This window comes from Mesorhizobium sp. CA7, assembly GCF_020165015.1.
Lineage (GTDB): Bacteria > Pseudomonadota > Alphaproteobacteria > Rhizobiales > Rhizobiaceae > Mesorhizobium.
The window spans coordinates 1-23,235 of the sequence record NZ_JAIUHH010000002.1 but is presented as its reverse complement, the minus strand read 5'-3'; the positions used below and the strand labels follow the sequence as shown (position 1 = coordinate 23,235).

Annotated in this window: 19 protein-coding genes; 8 read left to right on the top strand and 11 right to left on the bottom strand. The window is 64.2% G+C overall.

What is annotated here, in order from left to right:
- Positions 1–289 precede the first annotated feature (289 nt).
- The 4 genes from LB552_RS04845 to LB552_RS04830 all read right to left on the bottom strand — a co-directional run bounded on the left by LB552_RS04845 (position 290) and on the right by LB552_RS04830 (position 7,567).
- Positions 290–2,605, bottom strand: coding sequence for a putative bifunctional diguanylate cyclase/phosphodiesterase (locus tag LB552_RS04845; RefSeq protein ID WP_095769378.1), 2,316 nt, complete (start codon positions 2,603–2,605; stop codon positions 290–292).
- 149 nt (positions 2,606–2,754) lie between these two features.
- Positions 2,755–6,228 carry an indolepyruvate ferredoxin oxidoreductase family protein gene (locus tag LB552_RS04840; RefSeq protein ID WP_224602319.1) on the bottom strand — a complete coding sequence of 1,158 codons (3,474 nt, stop codon included), beginning with the start codon at positions 6,226–6,228 and terminating at the stop codon, positions 2,755–2,757.
- Positions 6,229–6,435: 207 nt separating this feature from the next.
- Positions 6,436–6,966 (bottom strand): hypothetical protein, encoded by a 531-nt coding sequence (locus LB552_RS04835; RefSeq protein WP_224602316.1) that lies wholly within the window; start codon positions 6,964–6,966, stop codon positions 6,436–6,438.
- Positions 6,959–7,567 carry a CGNR zinc finger domain-containing protein gene (locus LB552_RS04830; RefSeq protein WP_224602306.1) on the bottom strand — a complete coding sequence of 203 codons (609 nt, stop codon included), beginning with the start codon at positions 7,565–7,567 and terminating at the stop codon, positions 6,959–6,961. Before LB552_RS04830 ends, LB552_RS04835 begins: the two co-directional genes overlap by 8 nt.
- Positions 7,568–7,660: 93 nt before the next feature.
- On the opposite strand from LB552_RS04830, the gene LB552_RS04825 reads away from it, so the two are divergent.
- The 4 genes from LB552_RS04825 (at position 7,661) to LB552_RS04810 (ending at position 12,184) form a co-directional block, all read left to right on the top strand.
- Positions 7,661–8,566: a branched-chain amino acid ABC transporter permease gene (locus LB552_RS04825; protein ID WP_224602304.1), complete on the top strand. Its 906-nt coding sequence runs from the start codon at positions 7,661–7,663 to the stop codon at positions 8,564–8,566.
- Between the two features lie 185 nt (positions 8,567–8,751).
- Complete coding sequence (locus LB552_RS04820) at positions 8,752–9,357, top strand: TRAP transporter small permease subunit (RefSeq protein ID WP_224602302.1); 606 nt, start codon at positions 8,752–8,754, stop codon at positions 9,355–9,357.
- A complete protein-coding gene (locus LB552_RS04815) occupies positions 9,357–11,147 on the top strand; it encodes a TRAP transporter large permease subunit (protein WP_224603377.1) in 1,791 nt (596 codons plus the stop codon). Before LB552_RS04820 ends, LB552_RS04815 begins: the two co-directional genes overlap by 1 nt.
- Before the next feature lie 8 nt (positions 11,148–11,155).
- Positions 11,156–12,184, top strand: coding sequence for a zinc-dependent alcohol dehydrogenase family protein (locus tag LB552_RS04810; RefSeq protein ID WP_224602300.1), 1,029 nt, complete (start codon positions 11,156–11,158; stop codon positions 12,182–12,184).
- A gap of 232 nt (positions 12,185–12,416) precedes the next feature.
- Here LB552_RS04810 and LB552_RS04805 read toward each other — a convergent pair whose 3' ends face one another.
- A complete protein-coding gene (locus LB552_RS04805) occupies positions 12,417–13,526 on the bottom strand; it encodes a TRAP transporter substrate-binding protein (protein WP_095769385.1) in 1,110 nt (369 codons plus the stop codon).
- Between the two features lie 268 nt (positions 13,527–13,794).
- Between LB552_RS04805 and LB552_RS04800 the strand changes: the two genes are divergently transcribed.
- Positions 13,795–14,568, top strand: coding sequence for a gamma-glutamyl-gamma-aminobutyrate hydrolase family protein (locus tag LB552_RS04800; RefSeq protein WP_095769386.1), 774 nt, complete (start codon positions 13,795–13,797; stop codon positions 14,566–14,568).
- A gap of 21 nt (positions 14,569–14,589) precedes the next feature.
- On the opposite strand, the gene LB552_RS04795 is transcribed toward LB552_RS04800, so the two are convergent.
- The 5 genes from LB552_RS04795 to LB552_RS04775 form a co-directional block, all read right to left on the bottom strand.
- Positions 14,590–14,976, bottom strand: coding sequence for a hypothetical protein (locus tag LB552_RS04795; RefSeq protein WP_224602299.1), 387 nt, complete (start codon positions 14,974–14,976; stop codon positions 14,590–14,592).
- Between the two features lie 194 nt (positions 14,977–15,170).
- Positions 15,171–16,151 (bottom strand): 2-hydroxyacid dehydrogenase, encoded by a 981-nt coding sequence (locus LB552_RS04790; protein ID WP_224602297.1) that lies wholly within the window; start codon positions 16,149–16,151, stop codon positions 15,171–15,173.
- Positions 16,148–17,170: a LacI family DNA-binding transcriptional regulator gene (locus LB552_RS04785; protein ID WP_095769389.1), complete on the bottom strand. Its 1,023-nt coding sequence runs from the start codon at positions 17,168–17,170 to the stop codon at positions 16,148–16,150. Before LB552_RS04785 ends, LB552_RS04790 begins: the two co-directional genes overlap by 4 nt.
- A 66-nt stretch (positions 17,171–17,236) precedes the next feature.
- Positions 17,237–18,121 (bottom strand): DMT family transporter, encoded by an 885-nt coding sequence (locus LB552_RS04780; RefSeq protein WP_176477149.1) that lies wholly within the window; start codon positions 18,119–18,121, stop codon positions 17,237–17,239.
- Positions 18,122–18,547: 426 nt separating this feature from the next.
- Positions 18,548–18,955 carry a DUF2000 family protein gene (locus tag LB552_RS04775; protein WP_224602295.1) on the bottom strand — a complete coding sequence of 136 codons (408 nt, stop codon included), beginning with the start codon at positions 18,953–18,955 and terminating at the stop codon, positions 18,548–18,550.
- 44 nt (positions 18,956–18,999) lie between these two features.
- Here LB552_RS04775 and LB552_RS04770 point away from each other — a divergent pair, with 44 nt between their 5' ends.
- The gene (locus LB552_RS04770) at positions 19,000–19,860 is read left to right on the top strand and encodes a helix-turn-helix domain-containing protein (RefSeq protein ID WP_224602294.1); all 861 of its coding nucleotides are present in this window, start codon (positions 19,000–19,002) and stop codon (positions 19,858–19,860) included.
- Positions 19,861–20,045: 185 nt separating this feature from the next.
- On the opposite strand, the gene LB552_RS04765 is transcribed toward LB552_RS04770, so the two are convergent.
- Positions 20,046–20,519, bottom strand: coding sequence for a MarR family winged helix-turn-helix transcriptional regulator (locus LB552_RS04765; RefSeq protein WP_027169177.1), 474 nt, complete (start codon positions 20,517–20,519; stop codon positions 20,046–20,048).
- A gap of 372 nt (positions 20,520–20,891) precedes the next feature.
- Here LB552_RS04765 and LB552_RS04760 point away from each other — a divergent pair, with 372 nt between their 5' ends.
- Both LB552_RS04760 and LB552_RS04755 read left to right on the top strand, forming a co-directional pair.
- Positions 20,892–21,917, top strand: coding sequence for a CobW family GTP-binding protein (locus LB552_RS04760; protein ID WP_224602292.1), 1,026 nt, complete (start codon positions 20,892–20,894; stop codon positions 21,915–21,917).
- Positions 21,918–22,146: 229 nt separating this feature from the next.
- Positions 22,147–23,121, top strand: coding sequence for a WD40 repeat domain-containing protein (locus LB552_RS04755; protein ID WP_224602289.1), 975 nt, complete (start codon positions 22,147–22,149; stop codon positions 23,119–23,121).
- The last annotated feature ends 114 nt before the right edge of the window (positions 23,122–23,235 follow it).

Genomic DNA, 23,235 nt, shown 5'->3' with positions numbered 1-23,235 from the left:
GAATTCCGCTTATAAATAAGCTATTCGAGTTGAAATGAGACACAAGCTGAAAATTCGATATCGCTGATTTACCGGTTGTTAACCTTAACGGCCGTGAACCGTTCGGCGATCTCATGTGAAAAATGCAGGATCGTGCAGCCGGGTTGTCTGATCCGAACTGGCGGCGATCACCGCGGTGATTCTGAAATCAGGTGCTGCGCGCACCAGGACGTGGCGGATTTAGACAGCGCCCGAGCTGTCATCCTTTCATTGGGTGAACATTCGATCTGTTTTTTGAACGCAATAGCGTTCAGCTGGCTGTCCGTTTGCCGGCGATATACAGATCCGCGGCAAACGGCCACGTGACACTCGACATCGTCTCGATGCCCGACGCGCTGAGCGCGGCGCCGAAGAGGAAGCCCTGCACGAAGTCCGGCTTGACCAGATGGACCAGCGTCTTCAGCTGCTCGAAGGTTTCGACCCCTTCGATGGTGACAGAAAGACCCAGCGTCCGGGACAGGCCGACGATGCCCTTCAGAAGATCGAGCGACTGCCGGTTCTGGTTCAAATCGATCAGGAAGGAGCGATCGATCTTGATCTTGTCGAGCGGCAGCTTGTGCAGATAGCTGAGGCTGGAATAGCCGGTGCCGAAATCGTCGAGCGCAATGCGGACGCCAAGCGTCTTCATCTCTTCGATCAGCTCGCGCGTCAGCGATTTGTCGTCGAGCAAGGCGGTCTCGGTGACCTCGATTTCGAGCCTGTGCGGCGCAAGGCCTGACGCCGCCAGCGCGTCACGAACCTTCTGCACGACATCGCGGTTGCGGAAATCCTTGGCCGAAAGGTTGACCGATACGCTGGTCTGCGTCGGCCATTTGGCGCATTCGGCGCAGGCCGCCTGCAACACGAAAGTACTGATGTCGGCAATGATGCCCATCTCCTCGGCGAGCGGGATGAAGACGCTGGGCGAGATCGGGCCGAGATCGGGATGGTCCCAGCGGCAGAGCGCCTCGCAACTGGCGATGCGCATGGTGCTGATGGCCACGATCGGCTGGTAGACGACGCGCAACTCCCTGGCCTGCACGGCATTGCGCAGGTCGGCCTTCATCAGCTGGCGACTGCGGAACGCGGCATCCATTGATGCCTCGAACAGCCGCCAGCTGTTCTTGCCGAGCTCCTTGGCCTTGTAGAGGGCAAGGTCGGCCTTGACGATCATGGCGTCGACATCGGTGTCTTCGACCCTGGACAACACGGCGCCGCCGCTGGCCTGGATGCGTAGGCTGTGACCGGCGACATCCACCTCCCCCTGCAGGTTGACGAAGATCTCGTCGAGCAAATCGTTGAGATGGCTCTCGTCCTCGATGCGGTCGAAGAAGACCATGAACTCGTCGCCGCCGAAACGGCTGACATTGATGCCTGGCCCAGCGACCGCAGCCAGCCGCTCGGCCAAGGCATAGATCAGCCCATCGCCGACTGGATGGCCGAGTGTGTCGTTGACGCTCTTGAAATCGTCGAGGTCGAGCACGGCGAGGCCGCAGAGCCGGTCGCGGTCGCCGGACGCCATGGCTTCGCCGACCAGTTCGTTGAAATAGGCGCGGTTCGGCAGCCCCGTCAAATTGTCGTAGCGCGCCATGAAGCGGATCTTTTCCTCCGCCTCGACGCGGGCCGTCACGTCCTCGAAGGTGATGACGCCCAATTCCTGACTGCCTTCGCGCGCGGAAAATTCATAGTGCTGGCCATTGGCAAGCGAAACCAGCACCTTGCGGTCGCGGCCTTCGCGCAAGGCGCGCGTCAGCTGCGCCTCGATGTAGCGGCAGTCCTTTGGCGCCAGCATGCCGCCGGCAACGCCGCGCATCAGCAGGCTGTGAATCGAGCGCCCGAGCAGCGCCTCGGACGATTTCAGCGACATCAGATGGGCAGCCTCGGCATTGGCCACCGCGACGCGCCCGTCCGGGCCTAGCATGACCAGGCCGTGCGACATGGTGTTGAGCGCGCGGTCGAACCGGCGCGTCAGGTTCCTCGCCTGCTTGTGGCCAATGACCGCGGAGAAGAGCACGTTGCGGACATGGTCAGCGCTGCTGATCGTGACGAACGTCAGCGGGATGATCATTAAGCCGAGGACGACAGAAGCCATATCCATGCGCAGGATGAGCGCAAGAGCCGCCGGCCCGACGAGGGTCAAGGAGAAAATCTGGACCATGCGCATGGACCCGTAGCTTCGCCCGACAACCGTTACCAGGGTCGTCAACGACAACGACACGGACGCCAGTTCACCAAACTGGTCGGGACGCAGGTAGATCGACACGAAGCAGAATGACCCCAATGCGAGGCCCTGGGCGCTGCCTTTGATAATGTAGTTGCGCTCTATCGCTTCTGCCTCTGCGACACTTGCTATGGTGCCGCCCGCTCTGTGGAAGCCTTGGATGCTGAAGTACCGCCAGAGGCTGGCCGATAGCAGAACGAAAGCCAAGGCCAGATAAAGCAGATCCTGCGTGCGCAGGTAGACCATGAAACCGACAATCCAGTAGCATACGCCGCCGATCGCCACCATGCCGGCGTTGTCGAACAATGCCCGCACGAACTGGATATAGACGTCCGCCGGGATGCTCTCGGTCTTCGCTCTGCCCATACACTCGGCCCAACACTACGCCTTGTCATGCCACACCCCGCCTTAAGAAAGGCTTAGAACGGCGCGCGGCGACGGTTGCAGAGGGTTGCTGTGAGCAGGACGGATAAGGGATTCGGGATTTTGGCGCGGCGTCCAACGCGCCGGCGCGATCATTCCGCCGCCCGAAGCGAAGGCTCCGCGGGGGCTTGCTTCAAACGCTCGATCAAACGCGAGCGCTCGCCCGCCGCCTTGTCGGCGCTGGCCTGCCGGACATGGCCGTAGCCGCGGATAAGCGCCGGCACGGAGGCCAGGGCCGTCGCAGCTTCCACCCTGCCCGGCGCCAGCGCGCCGGCGATCAGGTCGAGATCGGCCTCGTATGCTCTCAGCGACTGCCGCTCGGTGCGCCGCTCGGCCGTGTAGCCGAAAAGGTCGAAGGCGGTTCCGCGCAGGCCCTTCATCGCCGCCAGCAGCCGAAAGCCCTTCATCATCCACGGGCCAAAGCTGGATTTGCGGGGCGTGCCGTCATTGCCGCGCCGCCCGAGGATCGGCGGCGCGAGATGGAACTCGAGCTTCTCGAAGCTCTGGAACTGCTTGGCGAGGTCGGCGGCGAAAGTGCCGTCGGTGTAGAGCCGCGCCACCTCATACTCGTCCTTGATCGACATCAGCTTGAAGAGGTTCCTGGCGACGGCCTCGGTCACCGCGGTCGAGCCGGGCACAGCCTTGGCTTCGGCGGCGCGCAACGTCGCCACGCGGTCGGCGTAACGCCTGGCATAGGCTGCGTTCTGATAGGCGGTAAGGAAGGCGACACGGCGGGCGATGACATCGTCCAGCGTCTCCGCCGGTCGGGAAGCCGGCTTGTCCGTCTGGCTGACCAGGCCGCGCACGAAATCGGGCTGATGCGCGGCGCGGCGGCCCCAGCGGAAGGCCGCGATGTTCATCGGCACCGCCTCGCCGTTCAATTCTATCGCCTTTTCAACGGCTTCGGCGGAAAGCGGCAGTCCGCCATGCTGGAAGGCGAAGCCGAGCATGAACATGTTGGCGCCCTGCGAGTTGCCGAACAAAGCCGTCGCCGTGCGGGTGGCGTCGAAGAAATGCGCCTTGTCGTCGCCGGCCGCCGCCCGGATCGCCTTCTTCAGCCGCTCGACCGGCAGCGAGAAGTCGGCGGACCGGGTGAATTCGCCGGGCATGATCTCGGCGGTGTTGGCGAGGAAGATCGTGTGGCCCTCGCGCACCGCGCCCAGCACCTTCTTGGCGCCGGAGACGACGAGATCGCAGCCGAGCACAAGGTCGGCCTTGCCGGCCGAAACGCGGATGGCGTGGATGTCCTCGGGCGTCGGGGCGATGCGGACATGGGTGAAGACCGAGCCGCCCTTCTGGGCGAGGCCGGCCATGTCGATCATGCCGCAGCCCTTCCCTTCAAGATGCGCGGCCATGCCGAGCACCGCGCCGACGGTGACAACGCCGGTGCCGCCGACCCCGTCGATGATCGCCGCCCAGCCCTGGGTGCCCATGCGGAATTCAGCCGGCGCGGGCACGCCGTCGAGAGGATCGGCCTTGCCGGCAATGCCCTCGGCCTTCCTGATCTTGCCGCCATGCACGGTGACGAAGGACGGACAGAAGCCGTTGAGGCAGGAGAAATCCTTGTTGCAGCTCGACTGGTCGATCCGCCGCTTGCGGCCGAATTCGGTTTCGACCGGCTGGATCGAGACGCAGTTCGACTGGACACCGCAATCGCCGCAGCCTTCGCAGACCAGTTCGTTGATGAAGACGCGCTTGTCCGGGTCGGGGAAAGTACCGCGCTTGCGGCGCCGGCGTTTCTCGGCGGCGCAGGTCTGGTCGTAGATGAGAACGGAAACGCCTTTGAGCCCACGCAACTCGCGCTGGACGAGATCGAGGTCGTCACGGTGATGGATGCTAACGCCGGCCGGGAAATCGGCCTTGCCGGCATATTTGTCGGGCTCGTCGGTGACGACGGCGATGCGCTCGACGCCCTCGGCGCGCACTTGTCTGGCGATCATGTCGACGGTCAGGCCGCCCTCATGCGGCTGGCCTCCGGTCATGGCGACGGCGTCGTTGTAGAGTATCTTGTAAGTGATGTTGGCGCCGGAGGACAGCGCGAAGCGGATCGCCAGCACGCCGGAATGGTTATAGGTGCCGTCGCCCAGATTCTGGAAGATGTGGTCGCGCTTCGAGAACGGCGCCTGTCCGACCCATTGCGCGCCCTCGCCGCCCATGGCGGTGAAGCCGACCGTATTCCTGTCCATCCACAGCGCCATGAAATGGCAGCCGATGCCGGCGGCGGCGATCGAGCCGTCCGGAACCTTGGTCGAGGAATTGTGCGGGCAGCCGGAGCAGAAGAAAGGCGTGCGCGAGCCGATATCGACAGAGTCTGCGAGCATCGCCTGGAACTGGCGCAGCTTCGCCAGCCGCGCGGCGATTTCTTCCGACGGGCCGATGGTGCGCAGAATCCGTTCGCCGAGCGCGATGGCGATCTCGTTCGGATCGAGCGCGCCCTTGGCCGGAAACAGCCAGTCGCCGCGCTCGTCCTTCTTGCCGACGATCACCGGCTGCGTGGCGGTGCCGTAGAGATTCTCGCGCAGCTGAACCTCGATCAAAGAGCGCTTTTCCTCGACGACGACGATGGTGTCGAGGCCGCGCGCGAACTCGGCGATATGCTGGAAATCGAGCGGCCACGGGCAGCCGACCTTGAACAGGCGGATGCCGATGCGGTTGGCGGCCGCCTCGTCAATGCCGATATCCTCCAGCGCCTGGCGGACATCGAGATAGCTCTTGCCGATGGTGATGACGCCGAGCTTGGGATTGCGGCCGCCGGAATAGACGATGCGGTTGAGACCGTTGGCCTGGATGAAGGCGGAGGCGGCGGCGCGCTTGTACTCGTGCAGCCGCTCTTCCTGGCCGAGCATGTCGATCTCGTGGCGGATGTTGAGGCCGCCCGGCGGCATGTCGAATTCGGGAATGACGATGCCCAGACGCTCGATCGAGGCGTCGACCGAGGCGGTCGATTCGATGTTGTCCTTGACGCATTTGATCGCCGCCCAGGTGCCGGCGAAGCGCGACATTGCAAAGCCGTAGAGGCCGTAGTCGATGATCTCCTGGACGCCTGCCGGGTTGAGGATCGGCACCATGGTGTCGACGAACAGGAATTCGGTGGCATGCGCATTCGTCGAGGATTCGGCCATGTGGTCGTCGCCCATCAGGGCAAGCACGCCGCCGTGCTTGGACGAGCCGGCAAGATTGGCGTGGCGGAAGACGTCTCCGGAACGGTCGACGCCCGGCCCCTTGCCGTACCAGACGGAAAAGACGCCGTCATGCGTGCCCTCACCCAGCAATTCGGTCTGCTGAGAACCCCAGCAGGCGGTGGCGGCGAGTTCCTCGTTGAGGCCCGGCTGGAAGACGATGTCGGCAGCCGCAAGCTGCTTCTTGGCCCGCCACAGCTGCATGTCGAGGCCGCCCAAAGGCGAGCCGCGATAGCCGGAGACGAAGCCCGCTGTGTTGAGGCCCGCGCGGCGGTCGCGCTCGCGCTGCATCAGAAGCATGCGCACGACCGCCTGCGCGCCGGACAGGAAGACGCGCTCCTTGCCAAGGTCGAACTTGTCGTCGAGCGCGACGTCGTGCAGCGTCATCAGGTATTTCCTCTGCGGAGGCGGCTCAAATCAGGCAGCCAACGTCGGAGTGGGACGCCGCAGTCTTTCTTCCCTTGGCGGAGAGGTCAAACAAAATCGCAGCAGCCAGATAACACGCAACAAACGGTCTGGCGAGTGGCCGACGGCGCATGCAAGACCGCGCTAACCGCTTCCCGAGGAACAAAAATTTCGTGAGCGCTGGGCGTTTTAGGTCGCTTTCGAGCAATCCGGCTTCTGCGCATCGGGCAGCCTGCCGTCAGGATGGCCGGCAAGGTCCGGGTTGAGCTCGTATTTCGGGCCGATCACCAGCGGGCGATCCGGCAGCATGGTCTGGTCCTCCGACGAGGTCATGGTGGTGTCGATGCTTTGCAGCAATGTGCCGCTGGCATCCTGGATGCGGATCGAGACTTTGTAAGGCTTGTCCTTGACCACGCAGGAGAGCGGCGGGCTGGTGAGCGTGATATGGGGCAGCTTCGGCCAGATCTTCTGGTTGACGACGAGCGGATCGCCGCCGGCCGGGTTCTGGAAGCTCACCACCGCGATCTGGCCGTCGACCATCGGCCGCAGCGGCTTCAGCGTGATGACATAGGTGGCGATGGCCAGCCGGTAATTGAACTCGAACAGCTTGCCGGAGATGGCAAAGAGCTGGTCGTTGCCGGTGTCGCGGCACGCGCCGAGCGCGACAGCGGCTACCAGGGCGGCGCCGAGAACGATTGAGCGCGACAATTTCCTAAGCATTGCTGACCTCCCTCGCCGCTGTGCGGCGGCGGTAATAGCGGTTTGCCTTCTGGCGGTTGCCGCAAACCGCCATGTCGCACCAGAGGCGACTGGCGTTGCGGCTGCGGTCGACGAACAGCCAGCTGCAATTGGGACAGATCCTCAGCCTCGCCACCGTTTCGTCGCGCAGCAGCGACAGCGCCGAGACGGCCAAAGCCGCCTCGAAGGCGATCGGCGTTTGCGGATCGCCGAAAGGCTGGCCCGGCACCCCGATCTCGGTCGCGCTGCCGGACAGCCCGCCGGCGCAGGCCGTGAGGAAGTCTGGCAAGTGGCTGGTCGCAATCGCGCCGTTCGATACGGCATGGCGAAACAGGCGGTCGGTCGCTTCGCGAATCGAGACGACGGCTGGCTTTATCTCGCCCGGCTTCGGCGCCTGCAGCCTTCGGCCGCCGAGCTCGGCCGCGCGAAAGCCGCTCGCCGCCTCGGCGAAGCGGGCGATCTCGGCCGGATCGTCAAAACGGTCAAAGGACTTTTGCGGATCGTTGCGCAGCACGACGGTGTTCGCCGTGTCGAGCGCAAGGATGCCGCCGGTGAAGCGGTGCGGGGTCCAGGAAACCGTCATGACAGAAATCTAACCGATAAAACGCATTTGACAAGTTAGATTCCGAGTGCAACGGTCCGGCTGGGTCGCGTCATACGACCTGTAGGATATCGCATGCTCTATTTCTTCCAGCAGGTGCTGAACGGGCTGCATTCGGGCGCGCTCTATGCGCTGCTCGCCTTCGGCTATGTGCTGACCAACGGCATCCTGCATCGCACCAACCTGGCTTACGGCGCGCTGTTCGCCTTCTGCGGCCAGACGATGATCCTGACCGCCGCCTTCGGCTATCAGGCGCTGTGGCTGACGCTGGCCGCCGCGGTAATGCTCGGCATCGCCGCCGCCGTGCTTTATGCCGCGCTGATCAGCCACGTCCTGTCGCGCAGCGTTTTCGAGAGGCTCGCCGACCGGTCGCCCAACGCGATCGTGGTGACGACGCTCGGCATTCTCATCTTCCTGTCGGAAGCGAGCCGCATCGCGGCCGACACGCATGACCTGTGGCTGCCGCCGATGCTCGCCAACCCCGTCATCTTTGCCCAGGGTGACGGCTTCAAGGTGACGCTCACCGTCATCCAGCTGCTCGATTGCGCTTGTATCATCGCCGTGGTGGCGCTGGCGGCCTGGCTGTTCTCGCATTCGCATTTCGGCCGCGCCTGGCGCGCCGTCTCCGACGACCCGAAAGCGGCGGCGATGTGCGGCATCGACGTCACCGCGGTGTTCCGCCGCGCCGTGCTGTTCAGCGGCTTCTGCGCCGCCCTGGCCGGCGTGCTTGCCGGTCTCTATTACGGCAATGTCTCCTTCGGCACCGGGCTGGTCTACGGCCTCAAGATCCTGTTCGTGACGGCGGTCGGCGGCTATCTGTCGCCGCTCAAGGCAGCGCTTGGCGCCGCGGCCTTCGGCATGGCGGAATCGCTCTGGGCCGGCTATTTCCCGCTCGAATGGCGCGACGCCTGGATCTATCTCTTCCTCGTCGCCATGCTGGTGCTGATCGGCACCGGGCGCGACCAGGCCAAGATCGCCTGAGCTCCCAGACTTTGGTTGCATGACGTTGCGTCATGCGGCGGCATTCCGCCTCTGCGCGGCTTGCCGATCTGTTTGCCGTCGCTTTGTCATGTTGACCTGCCGGACCACGCACTGCATATCGTTGGGCCAAGCGGCGCGACACCGGAGGGGGAATCGGGCGCGCTGCCGGTACCAGGGAGGACTGCATGGCAGGGCTGCTCGCTCTATCCAGGACGATCGACCGCATCAACGAGTTCATCGGCCGCTGGGTGTCGTGGCTGATCCTGCTCGCGATCCTGGTGAGCGCTGGCAATGCCGTCATCCGCAAGGTGTTCGACATCTCCTCCAACGCCTGGCTGGAGCTGCAGTGGTACCTGTTCGGCGCCGCCTTCATGCTGGCCGCCGCCTACACGCTGAAACAGAACGACCATATCCGCATCGATATCGTCTACGGCATGTTCTCGCGCCGTGTGCAGCACTGGATCGACCTCTTCGGCCATCTCTTTTTCCTGATGCCGTTCGTGGTGCTGATGGTGATCTATTTCGTGCCTTACGTGTCGCTTTCCTTCCGCAGCGGCGAGATGTCGACCAATGCCGGCGGCCTGATCGTGTGGCCGGCCAAGGCCATCCTGCTGGTCGGCTTCTTCCTGCTCGCGCTGCAAGGGGTTTCCGAAATCATCAAGAAGATCGCCATCATGCGTGGCGACATGGACGATCCCACTCCTTTCATCTCGGCCCATGAGCAGGCCGAGCTCGAGGCCAAGGCGCTGGCCGAGGAAGCCAAGGCGCACGCGGGCGAGGTGCGCTCGTGATCGAATTCATCGCGCAGAACATGGCGCCTATCATGTTCGCCTCGCTGGTCATCTTCCTGTTGATCGGCTACCCCGTAGCCTTCTCGCTCGCCGCCAACGGGCTGATGTTCTTCTTCATCGGTGTCGTGCTGTCGCCCTATTCCGGCGGGTCGATCAACCTTGCCTGGCCGCTGCTGCATGCGCTTCCCGACAATTTCTACGGCACCAGGGTGATGTCCAACGACACGCTCTTGGCGATACCGTTCTTCACCTTCATGGGTATCGTGCTGGAGCGCTCCGGCATGGCCGAGGATCTGCTCGACACGATCGGGCAGCTGTTCGGGCCGATCCGCGGCGGGCTTGCCTATGCGGTGATCTTCGTCGGTGCGCTGCTTGCCGCAACGACCGGCGTGGTGGCCGCTTCGGTCATCGCCATGGGCCTGATCTCGCTGCCGATCATGTTGCGCTACGGCTACGACCGGCGCGTGGCCTCGGGCGTCATCGCGGCCTCCGGCACGCTGGCGCAGATCATCCCGCCGTCGCTGGTGCTGATCGTGCTGGCCGACCAGCTGGGACGCTCGGTCGGCGACATGTATGCCGGCGCGTTGATCCCCGGCCTCGTGCTCACCGGCATCTACATGCTCTACATCCTGGTCATGTCGATCGTCCGGCCGAACTCGATGCCGGCGCTGCCGCTCGAGGCGCGTACGCTCGGCCACGGTGTGATATCTCTGCTGGTGGCAGTTGTGGTGACGGGCGCGATTTCATACGCGGCCTATCGCTACCTTGCGCCGACCCACGGCGACAATGCCGACATCCTCGGCTTCGCCGTCGGCGTCATCATCATTTATGTCGTCGCCATCCTCGATCAGCGGCTCCGTATCAACATGATGTCGAAGCTGGCGCAGCAGGTGGTGATCGTGCTGATCCCGCCGCTGGCGCTGATCTTCCTGGTTCTGGGCACCATCTTCCTCGGCATCGCCACGCCGACGGAAGGCGGCGCCATGGGCGCCGTCGGCGCGCTCATCATGGCGGCAATGAAGGGCCGCCTGACGATGGACGTCATCAACCAGGCGCTGGCGTCGACGACCCGGCTTTCCGCCTTTGTGCTGTTCATCCTGATCGGCGCGCGCGTCTTTTCGCTGACCTTCTATGGCGTCAACGGCCATATCTGGGTCGAGCACCTGCTGACCTCGCTGCCCGGCGGCGAGACCGGCTTCCTGATCGGCGTCAACATCCTGGTCTTCGTGCTTGCCTTCTTCCTCGATTTCTTCGAGCTCGCCTTCATCATCGTGCCGCTGCTGGCGCCGGCGGCGGACAAGCTCGGCATCGACCTGATCTGGTTCGGCGTGCTGCTCGGCGTCAACATGCAGACCAGCTTCATGCACCCGCCCTTCGGCTTCGCGCTGTTCTACCTGCGCTCGGTCGCGGCCCGCGTGCCCTACCTCGACAGGATCACCGGCAAGCAGATCGCGCCGATCACCACCGGGCAGATCTATTGGGGCGCCGTGCCGTTCGTCCTGATCCAGGTGATCATGATCGGGCTGACCATCGCGTTCCCGCAGATGGTCATGCGCTACAAGGGCGCCGCGGTGGAGCCCAGCACCATCGACCTCAGGCTGCCCGACATGCCTTCGCTGTCGCCGCTCGGCACGCCGCCGGCGAACAACAATGGAGCTGCGCCGTCCAATGGCGGCGCTCCGGCGGCACCCGGCACGCCCGACCTGTCGCAGCCGCCGAGCTTCGGCGATGCGCCGGCCAAGCCGGCAGCGCCGGCGCCCGATCTCTCGCAGCCGCCCAAATTCAATTGAGGATACCCATGAGAGCCGTGCGGCTGGAAGCGGTAGGTAAGATCGGGTTGCGCGAGGTCGCAAAACCCGTTCCCGGGCCTGAGGACGTTCTGGTGCGCATCGAGGCCTGCGGCGTCTGCGGCACCGACCGCCACCTCTTCCATGGCGAATTTCCCTGCACGCCGCCGGTGACGCTCGGCCATGAGTTCTCCGGCATCGTCGAAGCGGTCGGCGCGGCGGTGACGGGCATTGCCGTCGGCGACCGCGTCACCGGCGATCCGAACATTGCCTGCGGGCGCTGCGCCCACTGCCATACCGGCCGCGTCAATCTCTGCAGCAATCTGCGCGCCATCGGCATCCACCGCGACGGCGGCTTCGCCGATTACGTGCTGATGCCGCAAAGCCAAGCCTTCCGACTGCCCGCAAACCTCAAGCCGCCGCATGGCGCTTTCTGCGAGCCGCTCGCCTGCTGCCTGCACGGCGTCGACCTGGCCGCGATCCGGCCGGGCGCATCGGTCGTGGTGCTGGGCGGCGGCGTCATCGGCCTGCTCGTCGTGCAGCTGGCCAAGCTCGCGGGCGCGGCGACCATCATTCTGTCGACCCGGCAGGCTTCGCGTCGTGCGCTCGCCGAGGAACTCGGCGCGACCGCGACGATTGACCCAAGCGCCGGCGACCCGATCGCGGCCGTCGCCGGGCCGAATGGCCTGGCGCCCGGCGGCGTCGACGTGGTGCTGGAATGCGCCGGCGTCCGCGACACGGTGGAGCAGTCGATGCGCATGGCAAAGGCGGGCGGCACGGTGGTGATCGTCGGCGTCGTGCCGCAAGGCATGAAGGTGGAAATCGAGCCGTTCGATCTCTTGTTTCGCGAACTGAAGGTGCTCGGCTCCTTCCTCAACCCGTTCACGCATGGAAGGGCCGCGCAGCTGATTGCCTCCGGCGCGATCGAGATCGACCGGCTGATCTCGAAGCAGGTCAGCCTCGAAGAGGCACCGGACGTGATCGCCAATCCGCCGGCGCCGGGCGAGGTCAAGGTGCTGGTGGTGCCGGGCCGAGGCTGACCCACTTCCTGGGAAAGCGTTCCAGTTCACTGATGTACAGGCGCTGGCGCTGCCCGTCATCTGGCTAGGCGCGGTTTTCCCTTCTCCCCTTGTGGGAGAAGGTGTCGCCGAAGGCGACGGATGAGGGGTGCTCCAGCTTGGCAAGGACGGCGATCCTTCCAACACCCCTCATCCGTCTCGGCGCTTCGCGCCGATCCACCTTCTCCCACAAGGGGAGAAGGAGGGCGGCGGTCTACAGCTTGCCGTTGCGCTGCTGCACCATCATGAAGGTGTCGTAATTGTATTCGGCCACCTGGGCCCAGAGATAGTGCTCCTTGCGGAAAGCCTTGATCGATTCCCAGATTTTCTTGAACGGCGCGTTGTTGGATTCCATCTCGGCGTAGACCTCATTGGCCTTCTCGAAGCAGGCGGCCATGATCTCCTGGCTGAACGGCGCCAGCTTGGCGCCGTTCGACACCAGCCGCTTCACCGCCGCCGGATTGAGATAGTCGTACTTCTGCAGCATGTTGGCGTCCGCCGCTTGCGCGGCGGTATGCACCAGCGACTTGTAGGCCGGCGAAAGCTCTTCGTATTTGGCCTTGTTGAACATCAGATGCACGGTCGGGCCGCCTTCCCACCAGCCGGGATAGTAGTAGTAGGGCGCGACCTTATAGAAGCCGAGCTTCTCGTCGTCATAGGGGCCGACCCATTCGGCGGCGTCGATGGTGCCCTTCTCCAGCGCCGGATAGATGTCGCCGCCGGCGATCTGCTGCGGCACGACGCCGAGCTTCTGCACAACTTTGCCGGCAAAGCCGCCGATGCGCATCTTGAGGCCCGAGAGATCGGCCACCGTGTTGATCTGCTTGCGGAACCAGCCGCCCATCTGAACGCCGGTATTGCCGCCCGGCAGGCCGAACAGCCCTTGCGTGGCGAGGAACTCGTTGAACAGGTCGATGCCGCCGCCATGATAGTGCCAGGCATTCATACCGCGCGCGTTGAGCGAGAAGGGCACTGCGGCACCGAGCGCCCAGGTCGGGTCCTTGCCCCAGTAATAGTATGCGACCGTATGGCAGGCCTCGACTGTGCCGGCCGTGGTGGCGTCCGCAGCCTGCAGGCCGGGCACGAGCTCACCGGAGGCGAAGACCTGGACCTGGAAATTGCCGTCGGTCGCCTCCGACAGCATTTTTGAGAAGACTTCGGCGCCGCCATAGATCGTGTCGAGCGACTTCGGGAAGGACGATGCCAATCTCCACGTCACTTTCGGATTGGACTGGGCTATTGCCGGCGTGGCAAGCGCTGCGGCCGCAGCTGCAGCACCGACGCCGGACGCACCGGCCTTGCGAATGAAAGAACGACGATCCATTAAGTTTCCTCCCTTGCGGATCAGATGACCGACGTCAGGGCATCCTCGTTGCCCGGATCGGTTGGGGAAGAAACATACACAGGCAAAGAGTCGAGTCCAGTGTTGCGGGCAAGGGTTGCCGACATTCCGGCGCCGCGTGCAACTATAGTCTAACGAGCCTGCCGCTGGCCCATGCAAGGCAGCGAAACTTGCCATGGCAAACTGCCCTCAGATCGCCTATTTTGTAGGCAGATTAACTCCTTAGCCCTCGAAGGAATCCAAACCCAAAATGCAGCAACCGCTCGTCGCAGTCTCGTCCGACGTCCGCCAGTTCGACAACTACACCTGGCACGCGGCACCCCAGCAGTATCTGGAAGCGGCGGTCGCCGGCGCCGGCGTGTTCCCGCTGCTGGTGCCGTCCTTCGGCGACCGGCTCGATTTCGACGAGCTGCTGTCGTCGGTCGACGGCGTCATGGTGACGGGCTCGAAGTCCAACGTGCATCCCTCGCTCTATGGCGGCGATCCCAGCGAGGCTAACGGCCCCTACGATCCGGCGCGCGACGCAACCACGCTGCCGCTGATCCGCAAGGCGATCGAGCGCGGCGTGCCGTTGCTTGCCATCTGCCGCGGCATCCAGGAGCTGAACGTCGCGCTCGGCGGCACGCTGGGCACCGAAATCCAGGAGCGCGATGGCTCGCTCGACCACCGCGCGCCGGTGAGCGACAATCAGGACGAGCGCTTCGGCATCCACCAGACGATCTCGATCAAGCCCGGAAGCTGCCTTGCCGGCGTGTTCGGCGCCGGCGAGATCAAGGTGAATTCGCTGCATCGCCAGGCGATCGACCTGCTGGGCTCCAGGCTCCAGGTCGAGGCTTTGGCCAGCGACGGCACGATCGAAGCAGTCTCCGTCAAGGATGCCCGCGCCTTCGCAGTCGGCGTGCAATGGCACCCCGAATACTGGGTGAAGTCGGACAGCAATTCCGCCAAGATCTTCAAGGCCTTCGGCGATGCCGTGCGCCTGCATGCGGCCGCGAAAACAGGTGCCCGCGCCGCGGCAGAGTAAGCCTGGACAGTTCCGCGGCTGCTATTCGCTCGTGCTCAGCGCCAGAAGCGGCGCGGCCGGCGCGTAGGATTCGTAGCCGTCGCCATCGGCAACGCCGAAGGTGACGATCGGATCGACCCCGTCCTCGCTGAAAGCGACCGAACCATCCGCCTGCTCGCGCCAGAATTTCGCGTGCTCGATGCCAGGCATCAGCTTGCGGCAGTTCGGGGCGACGGAAAGCAACGACAGGCCCTCGGAGATTTCGGCGCCGCGGTGGATGGCGCAGGCCGCTTCATCGCCATTGGCGGTCAGCCGATAGGCGTTTGTCGGGATGAGTTCGGTGGCCCCGCTCTGGCCGTTGCCGCCATGCAGGAACTGAACGCCCCCGAACAACGCTACCGATGCTGCCAAGCCAACGAACAGCTTCACCCTGTCTCTCCGCACATAACCAAGTATGCAGAATGATTCCGAAGGGTTAAGTGGGCGTTAATAAATGTGGCGACGCGTGCGGATTGGAGCAATTTCCAGGACGGCTTTCCGTCCGGAATTACACCAAAGCAAAGAGACAGGCGCGGTTCGCCGTTTCCGTGAATTCGCCGTTTTCCCTGAAACGGTGAAACGCCTCAGGCTCGCGCCTTCACGTTGAGCGTCTCCGGCACCGGCGTCAGCGGCCGGCGGTCGGTAAACCACGACACGAGGTTGTCGGCGCACAGATCGGCCATGGCGCGGCGGGTGTGGACCGACGCCGAGCCGACATGCGGCAGAAGCGAGGCGTTGGGAGCATCGAGCAGGGCCTGCGGCACGTTCGGCTCGTCGGCAAAGACGTCGAGCCCGACGGCTGCGATGGTGCCGCTCTTGAGGGCGGCAGCAAGGGCTGCCTCGTCCACCGTCGAGCCGCGGCCGATATTGACAAAGACGCCGTTCGAACCCAGCGCCGACAGGACCTCGGCATTGACCGCTTTCTCGGTGGAGGTGCCGCCCGGGGCAATGCAGATCAACGTGTCGACGGCTTCGGCAAGCCCCTTCAAAGTGGCATGATATTCGTAAGCCAGGCCTTCGACCTTGCGCCGGTTGTGATAGGCGATCGGCAGGCCGAAGGCTTCAAGGCGACGGGCGACGGATCGGCCGATGCGGCCCATGCCGAAGATACCGACGCGGCGGCCACGCAAGGTAAGCCGGCTCAGGCGATAATTGCCCTTGGTCACCCAGTCGCCGTCGCGCAGCCATTTCTCGGCGGCGTAGAGCTCGCGCACGGTGTTGATCAGAAGACCGATGGCGGTGTCGGCGACCTCCTCGGTCAAGACATCGGGCGTGTTGGTGACCATGACGCCGCGCTTGGCCGCGTGACCGGCGTCGACCGAATCATAGCCGACGCCGAAGCTGGCGATAATCTCAAGATTGGGCAGCGCATCGATCATCGCCGCGTCGATGCCTGCATAGGAGGCGATGCCGCGCACCGTGGCGCGGATCTCGTCCGTAACCAAAGACGGATCGGCGCGTTCGATCCGCACACACTTAAACGCCTCGTCGATGCGGCCGAGGGCATGGTCGTTGAAATCGCCCGGCACAAGGATGGCGACCGGCAATTTTCCTTCGGCCTTCATGCACGCTCCACTGGCTTGCCGGTCGACTGCCGCACATGCAGTTCCGGCTTGATCAGCTCCTGCGAGGGCCGCACTGCCTGTCCGTTCAATTTGTCAAGCAGGGCGCTGGCGGCGCGGCGGCCGACCTCGCGCTGGCCGTTCCAGACCGTGGTCAGGGCCGGTGTCGCGATTGCCGCCTCCTCGAGATCGTCATAGCCGGTGACCGAGATATCGACGCCCGGCACGAGGCCGGCGCGCGCGATGCCGTTCATCAACCCGATCGCGACCAGATCGTTCCAGCAGCAGGCAGCAGTGGGCCTGTCCTTCAGCGCCAGAAACTGTCCCGAGGCCTCGAAACCCGCCTGCTTGGTGCGCGGCCCGGGAATGCGCCAGGACGGCTTCACTTCCAGGCCGGCCGCCTCCATCGCGTTGAGATAGCCCTGGTAGCGGTCGCGGCCGGTCGAGGTCTGGTCGGTGCCGCCGACCATGGCGATGCGCTTGTGGCCGAGCGAGATCAGATGATTGGTGGCAAGCGCGGTGCCATAGGCATCGTCGCCGCGGAACACCGGCACATCGGCGCCGGCAACGGTGCGCGCGATCAGCACTGCCGGCAGGCCGTTTTCCTCGGCCATGATGATGTCCTCGGCCGGCGTGCCGATGGCCGGCGACATGATGACGCCGTCGGCGCCCAGCTGCAGCAGCGTGTCGATGAAGGTGCGCTGCTTTTCCAGCTGGTCGTAGTGGTTTGACAGGATGAAGGTCTGGCGGCTGCGGTCGAGCTCGCTTTCGATCGAGCGCAGTATCTCGGCGAAGAACGGGTTCATGATGTCGTGCACGACGACGCCGACGATGCCGGAGCGCGAGGTGCGCAACGAGGCGGCGCGACGGTTGTAGATATAGCCGATGGCGCGGGCGTGCTCCTTGATGCGCTCGCGCGTCGTGCCGGCGACCAGCGGGCTGTCGCGCAGCGCCAGCGACACCGTTGCCGTGGAGACGCCGAGCGCATCCGCGATCGTCGAAAGCTTGATCTTCTGTGCCAGTGCCCTTCGCTCCCCAGGGTCTTTAAATTTTTTAAAACGGCCTTATGCCACCGGATTCGGCGCAAATCAAAGTTTTTTCGCCAGCGCCTCGGCCTCGGTGTCGAGCGAGGCGGAGTTGCGGACGCGAAGCCGGTGCTCGCGATGGATGATGTAGAGCCCGCTGGCAACGATGATGGCGGCGCCGAGCAGCGTCCAGCGGTCGGGGAACTGGTGGAAGATCAGCCAGCCGGAAATGATCATCCACACCATCTGCGAATAGGGATAGGGCGCGAGCTGGGTCGTGGTCGCCAGACGATAGGCCCGGACCAGCAAATAGTGGCCGCCGGCGCCGAAGACGCCGAGCATCAACAGGATGACCCAGTGCCAGCCATCCTGCGGCAATGACAGCGAGAAAGGCAGCAGCGGCAGGAGGAGCACGGCGGGCGCCAGCGCCGAAAAGAGGATCAGGCTCTCCGAGGTCTCCGTCGACGACATGCGCCGCGTCATGATCACATAAAAACTGTTCGACAGCATCGAGCCAAGCGCGAAGAGATGACCGATGCCGAACACGCCGACGCCAGGCCTGGTGATGATCAGCACGCCGACGAAGCCGGTGAGAATCGCCAGCCAGCGCCGCCAGCCGGCCCATTCGCCGAGCAGCGGGCCGGCAAGCGCGGTGATGACCATCGGGCCGAAGAAATAGATCGACGTTGTCTCGGCCAACTGCAGCGTGCGCAGCGCCAGGATATTGAACATGGTCGAGCCGAACAAAAGGACGCCGCGCAAGAGGTGCGCCGGCAGGTTGTTGGCGCGGAAGCGAACCGGCTCGCGCCAGCCGCGCAGGAAGATGCCGACCAGCAGGACATGCACGGTGAAGCGGGCCCACGCGACGATCAGCGCCGAGACGCCGGCCAGCACCAGATATTTGCTGGAGGTGTCGAGAAAGGTGAAGCAGACATAGACGCACAGCATCAGAAGCATCGCCGCGGGCGGCGTTGCGCTGTCGTCATTGTTTCTGGGAGTGCTCAAGGTCGGGCCGAAGGAAGATAGACGGTACCCTTCTGAGGCAATCGGCCCTTGCCAGCAAGCCAAAAGCGACTGGCCCAACAAGCGCCTCGGACAGGCTTAGAGCGCATTGTTTCTTGGCGATGGCCTGAGATCACCTCGCGGTCGTCATTCTATGGCGGAGCAAGGAGCGAAGCGACGCAGCGCAGACCATAGAATCCATTCCGTGACTGCGACGCGTTGCGACGGTGCAGAATTCTGCTCCGCAGCACCCTACGATCAAAATCACGGAATGGATCCTCGGGTCTCCGCGTCCGCTTCGCTCCCGCTCTGCCCGTGGATGACGAAGTTGGTGAGTTTGCTGCCAATCTCGACGGTTCAAGATGGCATAAATCAGCCATGCATGCGGGCGCCCTTGGTGATCTTGTCGACGAGCTTTTTCTCGCCGCGCATGGCGATCCCGACGACCTTGGCGTCGTCCGGGGCGAATTCGGCGAAGACGGCGCGGTTGGCGACGTCGTGCCCGGTCGCGAACATCTCCTCGACATAGGCGGATGTCGTCACGCCGCGTTCCAATGCCCGGCGGTGGATCGCGCCCAGCGTCGCCGCATCGGCTGACAGGACAATGACCGGCTGGATCGACATCGGGTTGTAGAGGTTGCCGGCACGATCACGGTAAGCCTCGCCGATGATTTCGGGGAACTGCGCAACGATGCCGCTGGTCAGGAACGCGGTGACGTTGAGCTTCTGCCACACCGGCAGGTCCTCTCTCAGAACAATTGCAATTTTCGTATCGAACACCAAGATTGAGACTCCGAGACGGCCCGTGACGGGCGGGACAGGCGATGGCGCAGGCTCTAAGCGAAGAAGCGAAGGAAGGTCTTGAACGTTCGTGCGCGGATGCGGCCAACGGCGATCGCATCGTTTCGGCTCCGGGCGGCTCGGGTCTCGAACGCATCGAGGCGCGCTTCCATGGCAACGCCTTCGAGCTGCACCGGCACGACACCTATGCTATCGGCGTGACATTGAACGGCGTGCAGCGCTTCCATTATCGCGGCGCGCTGCGACACAGCCTGCCCCTCCAGGCGATCGTGCTGCATCCGGATGAATTGCACGATGGCGGCGCCGGCACGGAAGACGGCCTGCGCTACAGGATCCTGTATCTGGAGCCGTCCCTGCTGCTCGACTGCCTCGGTGGCGAGCCGCTGCCTTTCGTTCGCGACGCCGTGGTTGACGATCCATGCTTGCGCGACACGTTGTTGTCGGCACTGGCGCCGCTGGACGAGGCACTCGGCGACCTGTTCGTGGCAGATTTCGTTGCGCAGCTGGCGCAACACCTCAAACGCCATGCCGGGCAGCCGGCAAAGTCAAAGGGCAAGACCGCATGGCGCGCCGCCGCGCTTGCCCGCGACTATCTCGAGGAGAATGCCGAGCGACCGGTGCGCTCCGATGAGCTGGAGGCCGTCACCGGTCTCGACCGCTACGCGCTGTCGCGCCATTTTCGCGCGACCTATTCGACCAGCCCGCATCGCTTCCTGCTGATGCGCCGGCTGCAAAAGGCGCGGCGCATGATCGCCGAGGGCGAGTCGCTGGCGGAAATCGCCGCCGGCGCCGGCTTCAGCGACCAGAGCCATTTCAACCGGCATTTCAAGAAGGCGTTCGGCATGACGCCGGGGCGCTGGGCAGCGCTGGTGCGCGACGCGTAAGCGCGACGCGCAGCGTCGTCGCTCAGGCGCGATGCGCAGCATCGTCGCCCGGGCACGATGCGCAGCATCGTCGCCTTTCCGCTAAGCCGCCGATGCTTGGAGTCCGCGGGGCTGCGCGACGATGCTTCGCATCGCGCGTCTATCGCCGACGTCTCGCGGTTAAGCGACGACGCTGCGCGTCGCGCTTACGCCTCATCCAACTCCGCGTCATCGTCGATCAGCACCAGATCTTCGTTCGACAGATTCGCCTCGATGCGGGCGAGCAGCTTGAACAGCGCCTTCTGGTCCTTCTTGTCGAGGCCTCTCAGCGCCTGCTTCTCGGTCTTCTTGACCGACTTCTCGATGGCGCGGATGGTTTCGCGGCCGGACTCGGTGAGGAAGATATGGGCCTGGCGGGCATCGGCGTTGGAGGCGCGCTTTTCCAGAAAACCCTGCGCCTGCAGCCGGTTGATGGTTTTGGTGATGGTCGGCGGGCGCACGCCGAGCCGGCCGGCGAGGTTGCCGGGGGTCTGGCCGTCCTCGCGGTCGAGCGCCAGCATGATCTGGTCCTGGCCGGCATAGAAGCCGTGCGCCAGAAGCCGCGCGGCGAGCGCCGTGCGCGCCAGCCTTGCCGCCGAATGCAGCCGGCTCATTGTCGCTGTCTTGTCCGCCTTGGCCATGGTCGTTCCCTCTTCGGCCGAACCGGCGCGAACAAGCATAGAGGCTGTCCGACGGCTGGCAAATGACGATCTAAAGAGTCCGGCTTGCGGAACGCTTTGCCGGCAAGCATTGCGGTGCCCGCGCAGGTGATGCCAGATGTTTATTTCAGTTAGATGACAAACGACTTTTGCACCGGCGAGATTCACAGCGAACGCTGATGAAGGCGCTTGGGCGCCCGAGCAGTTCCTCCGTCTGGCCTGCCTCGGCCGCCGCCGATCCGTGTGTGGCGCCGCTCCGCTTGGAGGGTCGGCCTGGCCCATCGGTTTGGCGCGTGCAAAAGCTCGACACCCATCCTATATCAGGCCGACAATCCAGGATTTTCGAGGCAACCCATGAGCGACGCACAGACGCAAATCCCCGTAACCGTTCTCACCGGCTATCTCGGCGCGGGCAAGACGACGCTGCTCAACCGCATCCTGTCGGAGAGCCACGGCAAGCGTTACGCCGTCATCGTCAACGAGTTCGGCGAGATCGGCATCGACAACGACCTGATCGTCGAATCCGACGAGGAAATCTACGAGATGAACAATGGCTGTGTCTGCTGCACGGTGCGCGGCGACCTGATCCGCGTCGTCGAAGGCCTGATGCGGCGACCCGGCCGCTTCGACGCCATCGTCGTCGAGACCACGGGCCTCGCCGACCCGGTGCCGGTGGCGCAGACCTTCTTCATGGACGACGACGTGCGCACCAAGACCAAGCTCGACGCGGTTGTGGCGCTGGTCGACGCCAAGCACCTGCCGCTGCGCCTTAAGGATTCCAAGGAAGCCGAGGACCAGATCGCGTTCGCCGACGTGGTGGTGCTGAACAAGACCGACCTCGTCACGCCCGATGAGCTTGAAAAGGTCGAAGCGACGATCCGCGCCATCAACCCGGCGGCAAAAATCCATCGCACGCAGCGTTCCGGCGTGGCGCTTGACGAAGTGCTCGACCGCGGCGCCTTCGACCTGTCGCGGGCCCTGGAGAACGATCCGCATTTCCTCGACGCGCACGACCATGACCATCATCATGATCATGACGGTCACGATCATCACCATCACGACCATGCTTCCGACATCCATGACGTGACGGTGAAGTCGGTGTCGCTGCGCGGCGGCGAGATGGACCCCAAGAAATTCTTTCCCTGGATCGAGAAGGTGACCCAGATGGAAGGGCCGAACATCCTGCGGCTGAAGGGCATCATCGCGCTGAAGGGCGACGAGGACCGGTATGTGCTGCAGGGCGTGCACATGATCCTCGAAGGCGACCACCAGCGCGCCTGGAAGGATGGCGAAAAACACGAAAGCCGGCTGGTCTTCATCGGCCGCGATCTCGACGCCGAGCGGCTCAGGAAGAGTTTTGAAGCCTGCCAGGCGGCTTGATTTCCTGGCTTTCAAACGCTAGCGCTGCCCGTTCTTCCTTCTCCCCTTGTGGGAGAAGGTGGCTTCGCGAAGTGAGGTCGGATGAGGAGTGCTCCAGTTCGGCGATGACGGCGTTCCGTCACCCACCCCTCAACCGTCTCGGCGCTGCGCGCCGATCCACCTTCTCCCACAAGGGGAGAAGGCAAGGCCGCACCTAGCCGCGCTGGCTAATCTCGAACGGACCGTTTGCATGCCCACAGTCGCCCCGCTTGATCTCGAAGGCCATTGCGTTGCCGCCGTCTTCTTGAATGACGTGCCGCATTTCGCGCTCGCCGACGGCGCAATCCACCGGCTCGATAATGGGCACAAGACGGTTCAGGCCAATGACGGCCTGCTTGCCGCCTTCCATGACGCGGCCAACGACCGGCTGATCACCGGCGGCGAGGATGGCAAGGTGTTTGCCGTGAAGGCCGGCGGCGAGGTGAGCGAGCTGGCCAGCGCCGGCAAAAAATGGATCACCAGCGTCAGCGCCGGGCCGCAGGGCGCGGTCGCCTATGCTTCGGGCAAGACGGCCTTCGTGCGTTTCGCCGACGGCAAGATCAAGGAATTTAGCCATCCGCGCTCGGTGGAGGGGCTGGCCTTCTCGCCCAAGGGCATGCGTTTCGGCGTCGCCCGCTACAATGGCGCGACGCTGCATTTCCCGGCCGCCGAGGGCAAGCCGGTGGAGCTCGAATGGGCCGGCGCCCATACCGGCATCACCTTTTCACCGGACGGCGCCTTCCTCGTCACCACCATGCAGGAAAACGCGCTGCATGGCTGGAAGCTCGCCGACGGCAAGCACATGCGCATGTCGGGTTATCCGGGCAAGGTGAAGAGCCTGTCCTGGAGCGTGAAGGGCAAATGGCTGGCGAGCTCCGGCGCGCCGGCGGCGATCGTGTGGCCGTTCGCCAGCAAAGACGGGCCGATGGGCAAGGCGCCGCTGGAGCTCGGCACGCGCGGCAATACTATGGTGACCTGCGTCGCTTGCCATCCGAGCCAGGATGTCGTGGCCATCGGCTACGAGGACGGCATGGTGATTGCGGCGCGCTTCGCCGACGCCAAAGAAGTGCTGCTGCGCCGGCCCGGCACGGGCGCCATCACGTCGATGATGTGGGACAAGGAAGAACGCCGCGTCGTGTTTGGCAGCGCCCCCGGCGATTGCGGCGTGATCGATATCACCGCGTAGCCAGTAGGGAATAGGCAGTAGGGCTTAGGGACGACGGCACCTACTGCCTACTGCCTACTGCCTACTGCCTACTGCCTACTGCCTACTGCCTACTGCCTACTGCCTACTGCCTAC

What these genes read in the sequence shown, in the direction of transcription:
- LB552_RS04845 (WP_095769378.1), bottom strand. Translation starts at nt 2,605, where the DNA reads ATGGGCAGAGCGAAGACCGAGAGCATCCCGGCGGACGTCTATATCCAG.
- LB552_RS04840 (WP_224602319.1), bottom strand. Translation starts at nt 6,228, where the DNA reads ATGACGCTGCACGACGTCGCGCTCGACGACAAGTTCGACCTTGGCAAG.
- LB552_RS04835 (WP_224602316.1), bottom strand. Translation starts at nt 6,966, where the DNA reads ATGCTTAGGAAATTGTCGCGCTCAATCGTTCTCGGCGCCGCCCTGGTA.
- LB552_RS04830 (WP_224602306.1), bottom strand. Translation starts at nt 7,567, where the DNA reads ATGACGGTTTCCTGGACCCCGCACCGCTTCACCGGCGGCATCCTTGCG.
- LB552_RS04825 (WP_224602304.1), top strand. Translation starts at nt 7,661, where the DNA reads ATGCTCTATTTCTTCCAGCAGGTGCTGAACGGGCTGCATTCGGGCGCG.
- LB552_RS04820 (WP_224602302.1), top strand. Translation starts at nt 8,752, where the DNA reads ATGGCAGGGCTGCTCGCTCTATCCAGGACGATCGACCGCATCAACGAG.
- LB552_RS04810 (WP_224602300.1), top strand. Translation starts at nt 11,156, where the DNA reads ATGAGAGCCGTGCGGCTGGAAGCGGTAGGTAAGATCGGGTTGCGCGAG.
- LB552_RS04805 (WP_095769385.1), bottom strand. Translation starts at nt 13,526, where the DNA reads ATGGATCGTCGTTCTTTCATTCGCAAGGCCGGTGCGTCCGGCGTCGGT.
- LB552_RS04800 (WP_095769386.1), top strand. Translation starts at nt 13,795, where the DNA reads ATGCAGCAACCGCTCGTCGCAGTCTCGTCCGACGTCCGCCAGTTCGAC.
- LB552_RS04790 (WP_224602297.1), bottom strand. Translation starts at nt 16,151, where the DNA reads ATGAAGGCCGAAGGAAAATTGCCGGTCGCCATCCTTGTGCCGGGCGAT.
- LB552_RS04780 (WP_176477149.1), bottom strand. Translation starts at nt 18,121, where the DNA reads ATGCTGTGCGTCTATGTCTGCTTCACCTTTCTCGACACCTCCAGCAAA.
- LB552_RS04770 (WP_224602294.1), top strand. Translation starts at nt 19,000, where the DNA reads ATGGCGCAGGCTCTAAGCGAAGAAGCGAAGGAAGGTCTTGAACGTTCG.
- LB552_RS04765 (WP_027169177.1), bottom strand. Translation starts at nt 20,519, where the DNA reads ATGGCCAAGGCGGACAAGACAGCGACAATGAGCCGGCTGCATTCGGCG.
- LB552_RS04760 (WP_224602292.1), top strand. Translation starts at nt 20,892, where the DNA reads ATGAGCGACGCACAGACGCAAATCCCCGTAACCGTTCTCACCGGCTAT.
- LB552_RS04755 (WP_224602289.1), top strand. Translation starts at nt 22,147, where the DNA reads ATGCCCACAGTCGCCCCGCTTGATCTCGAAGGCCATTGCGTTGCCGCC.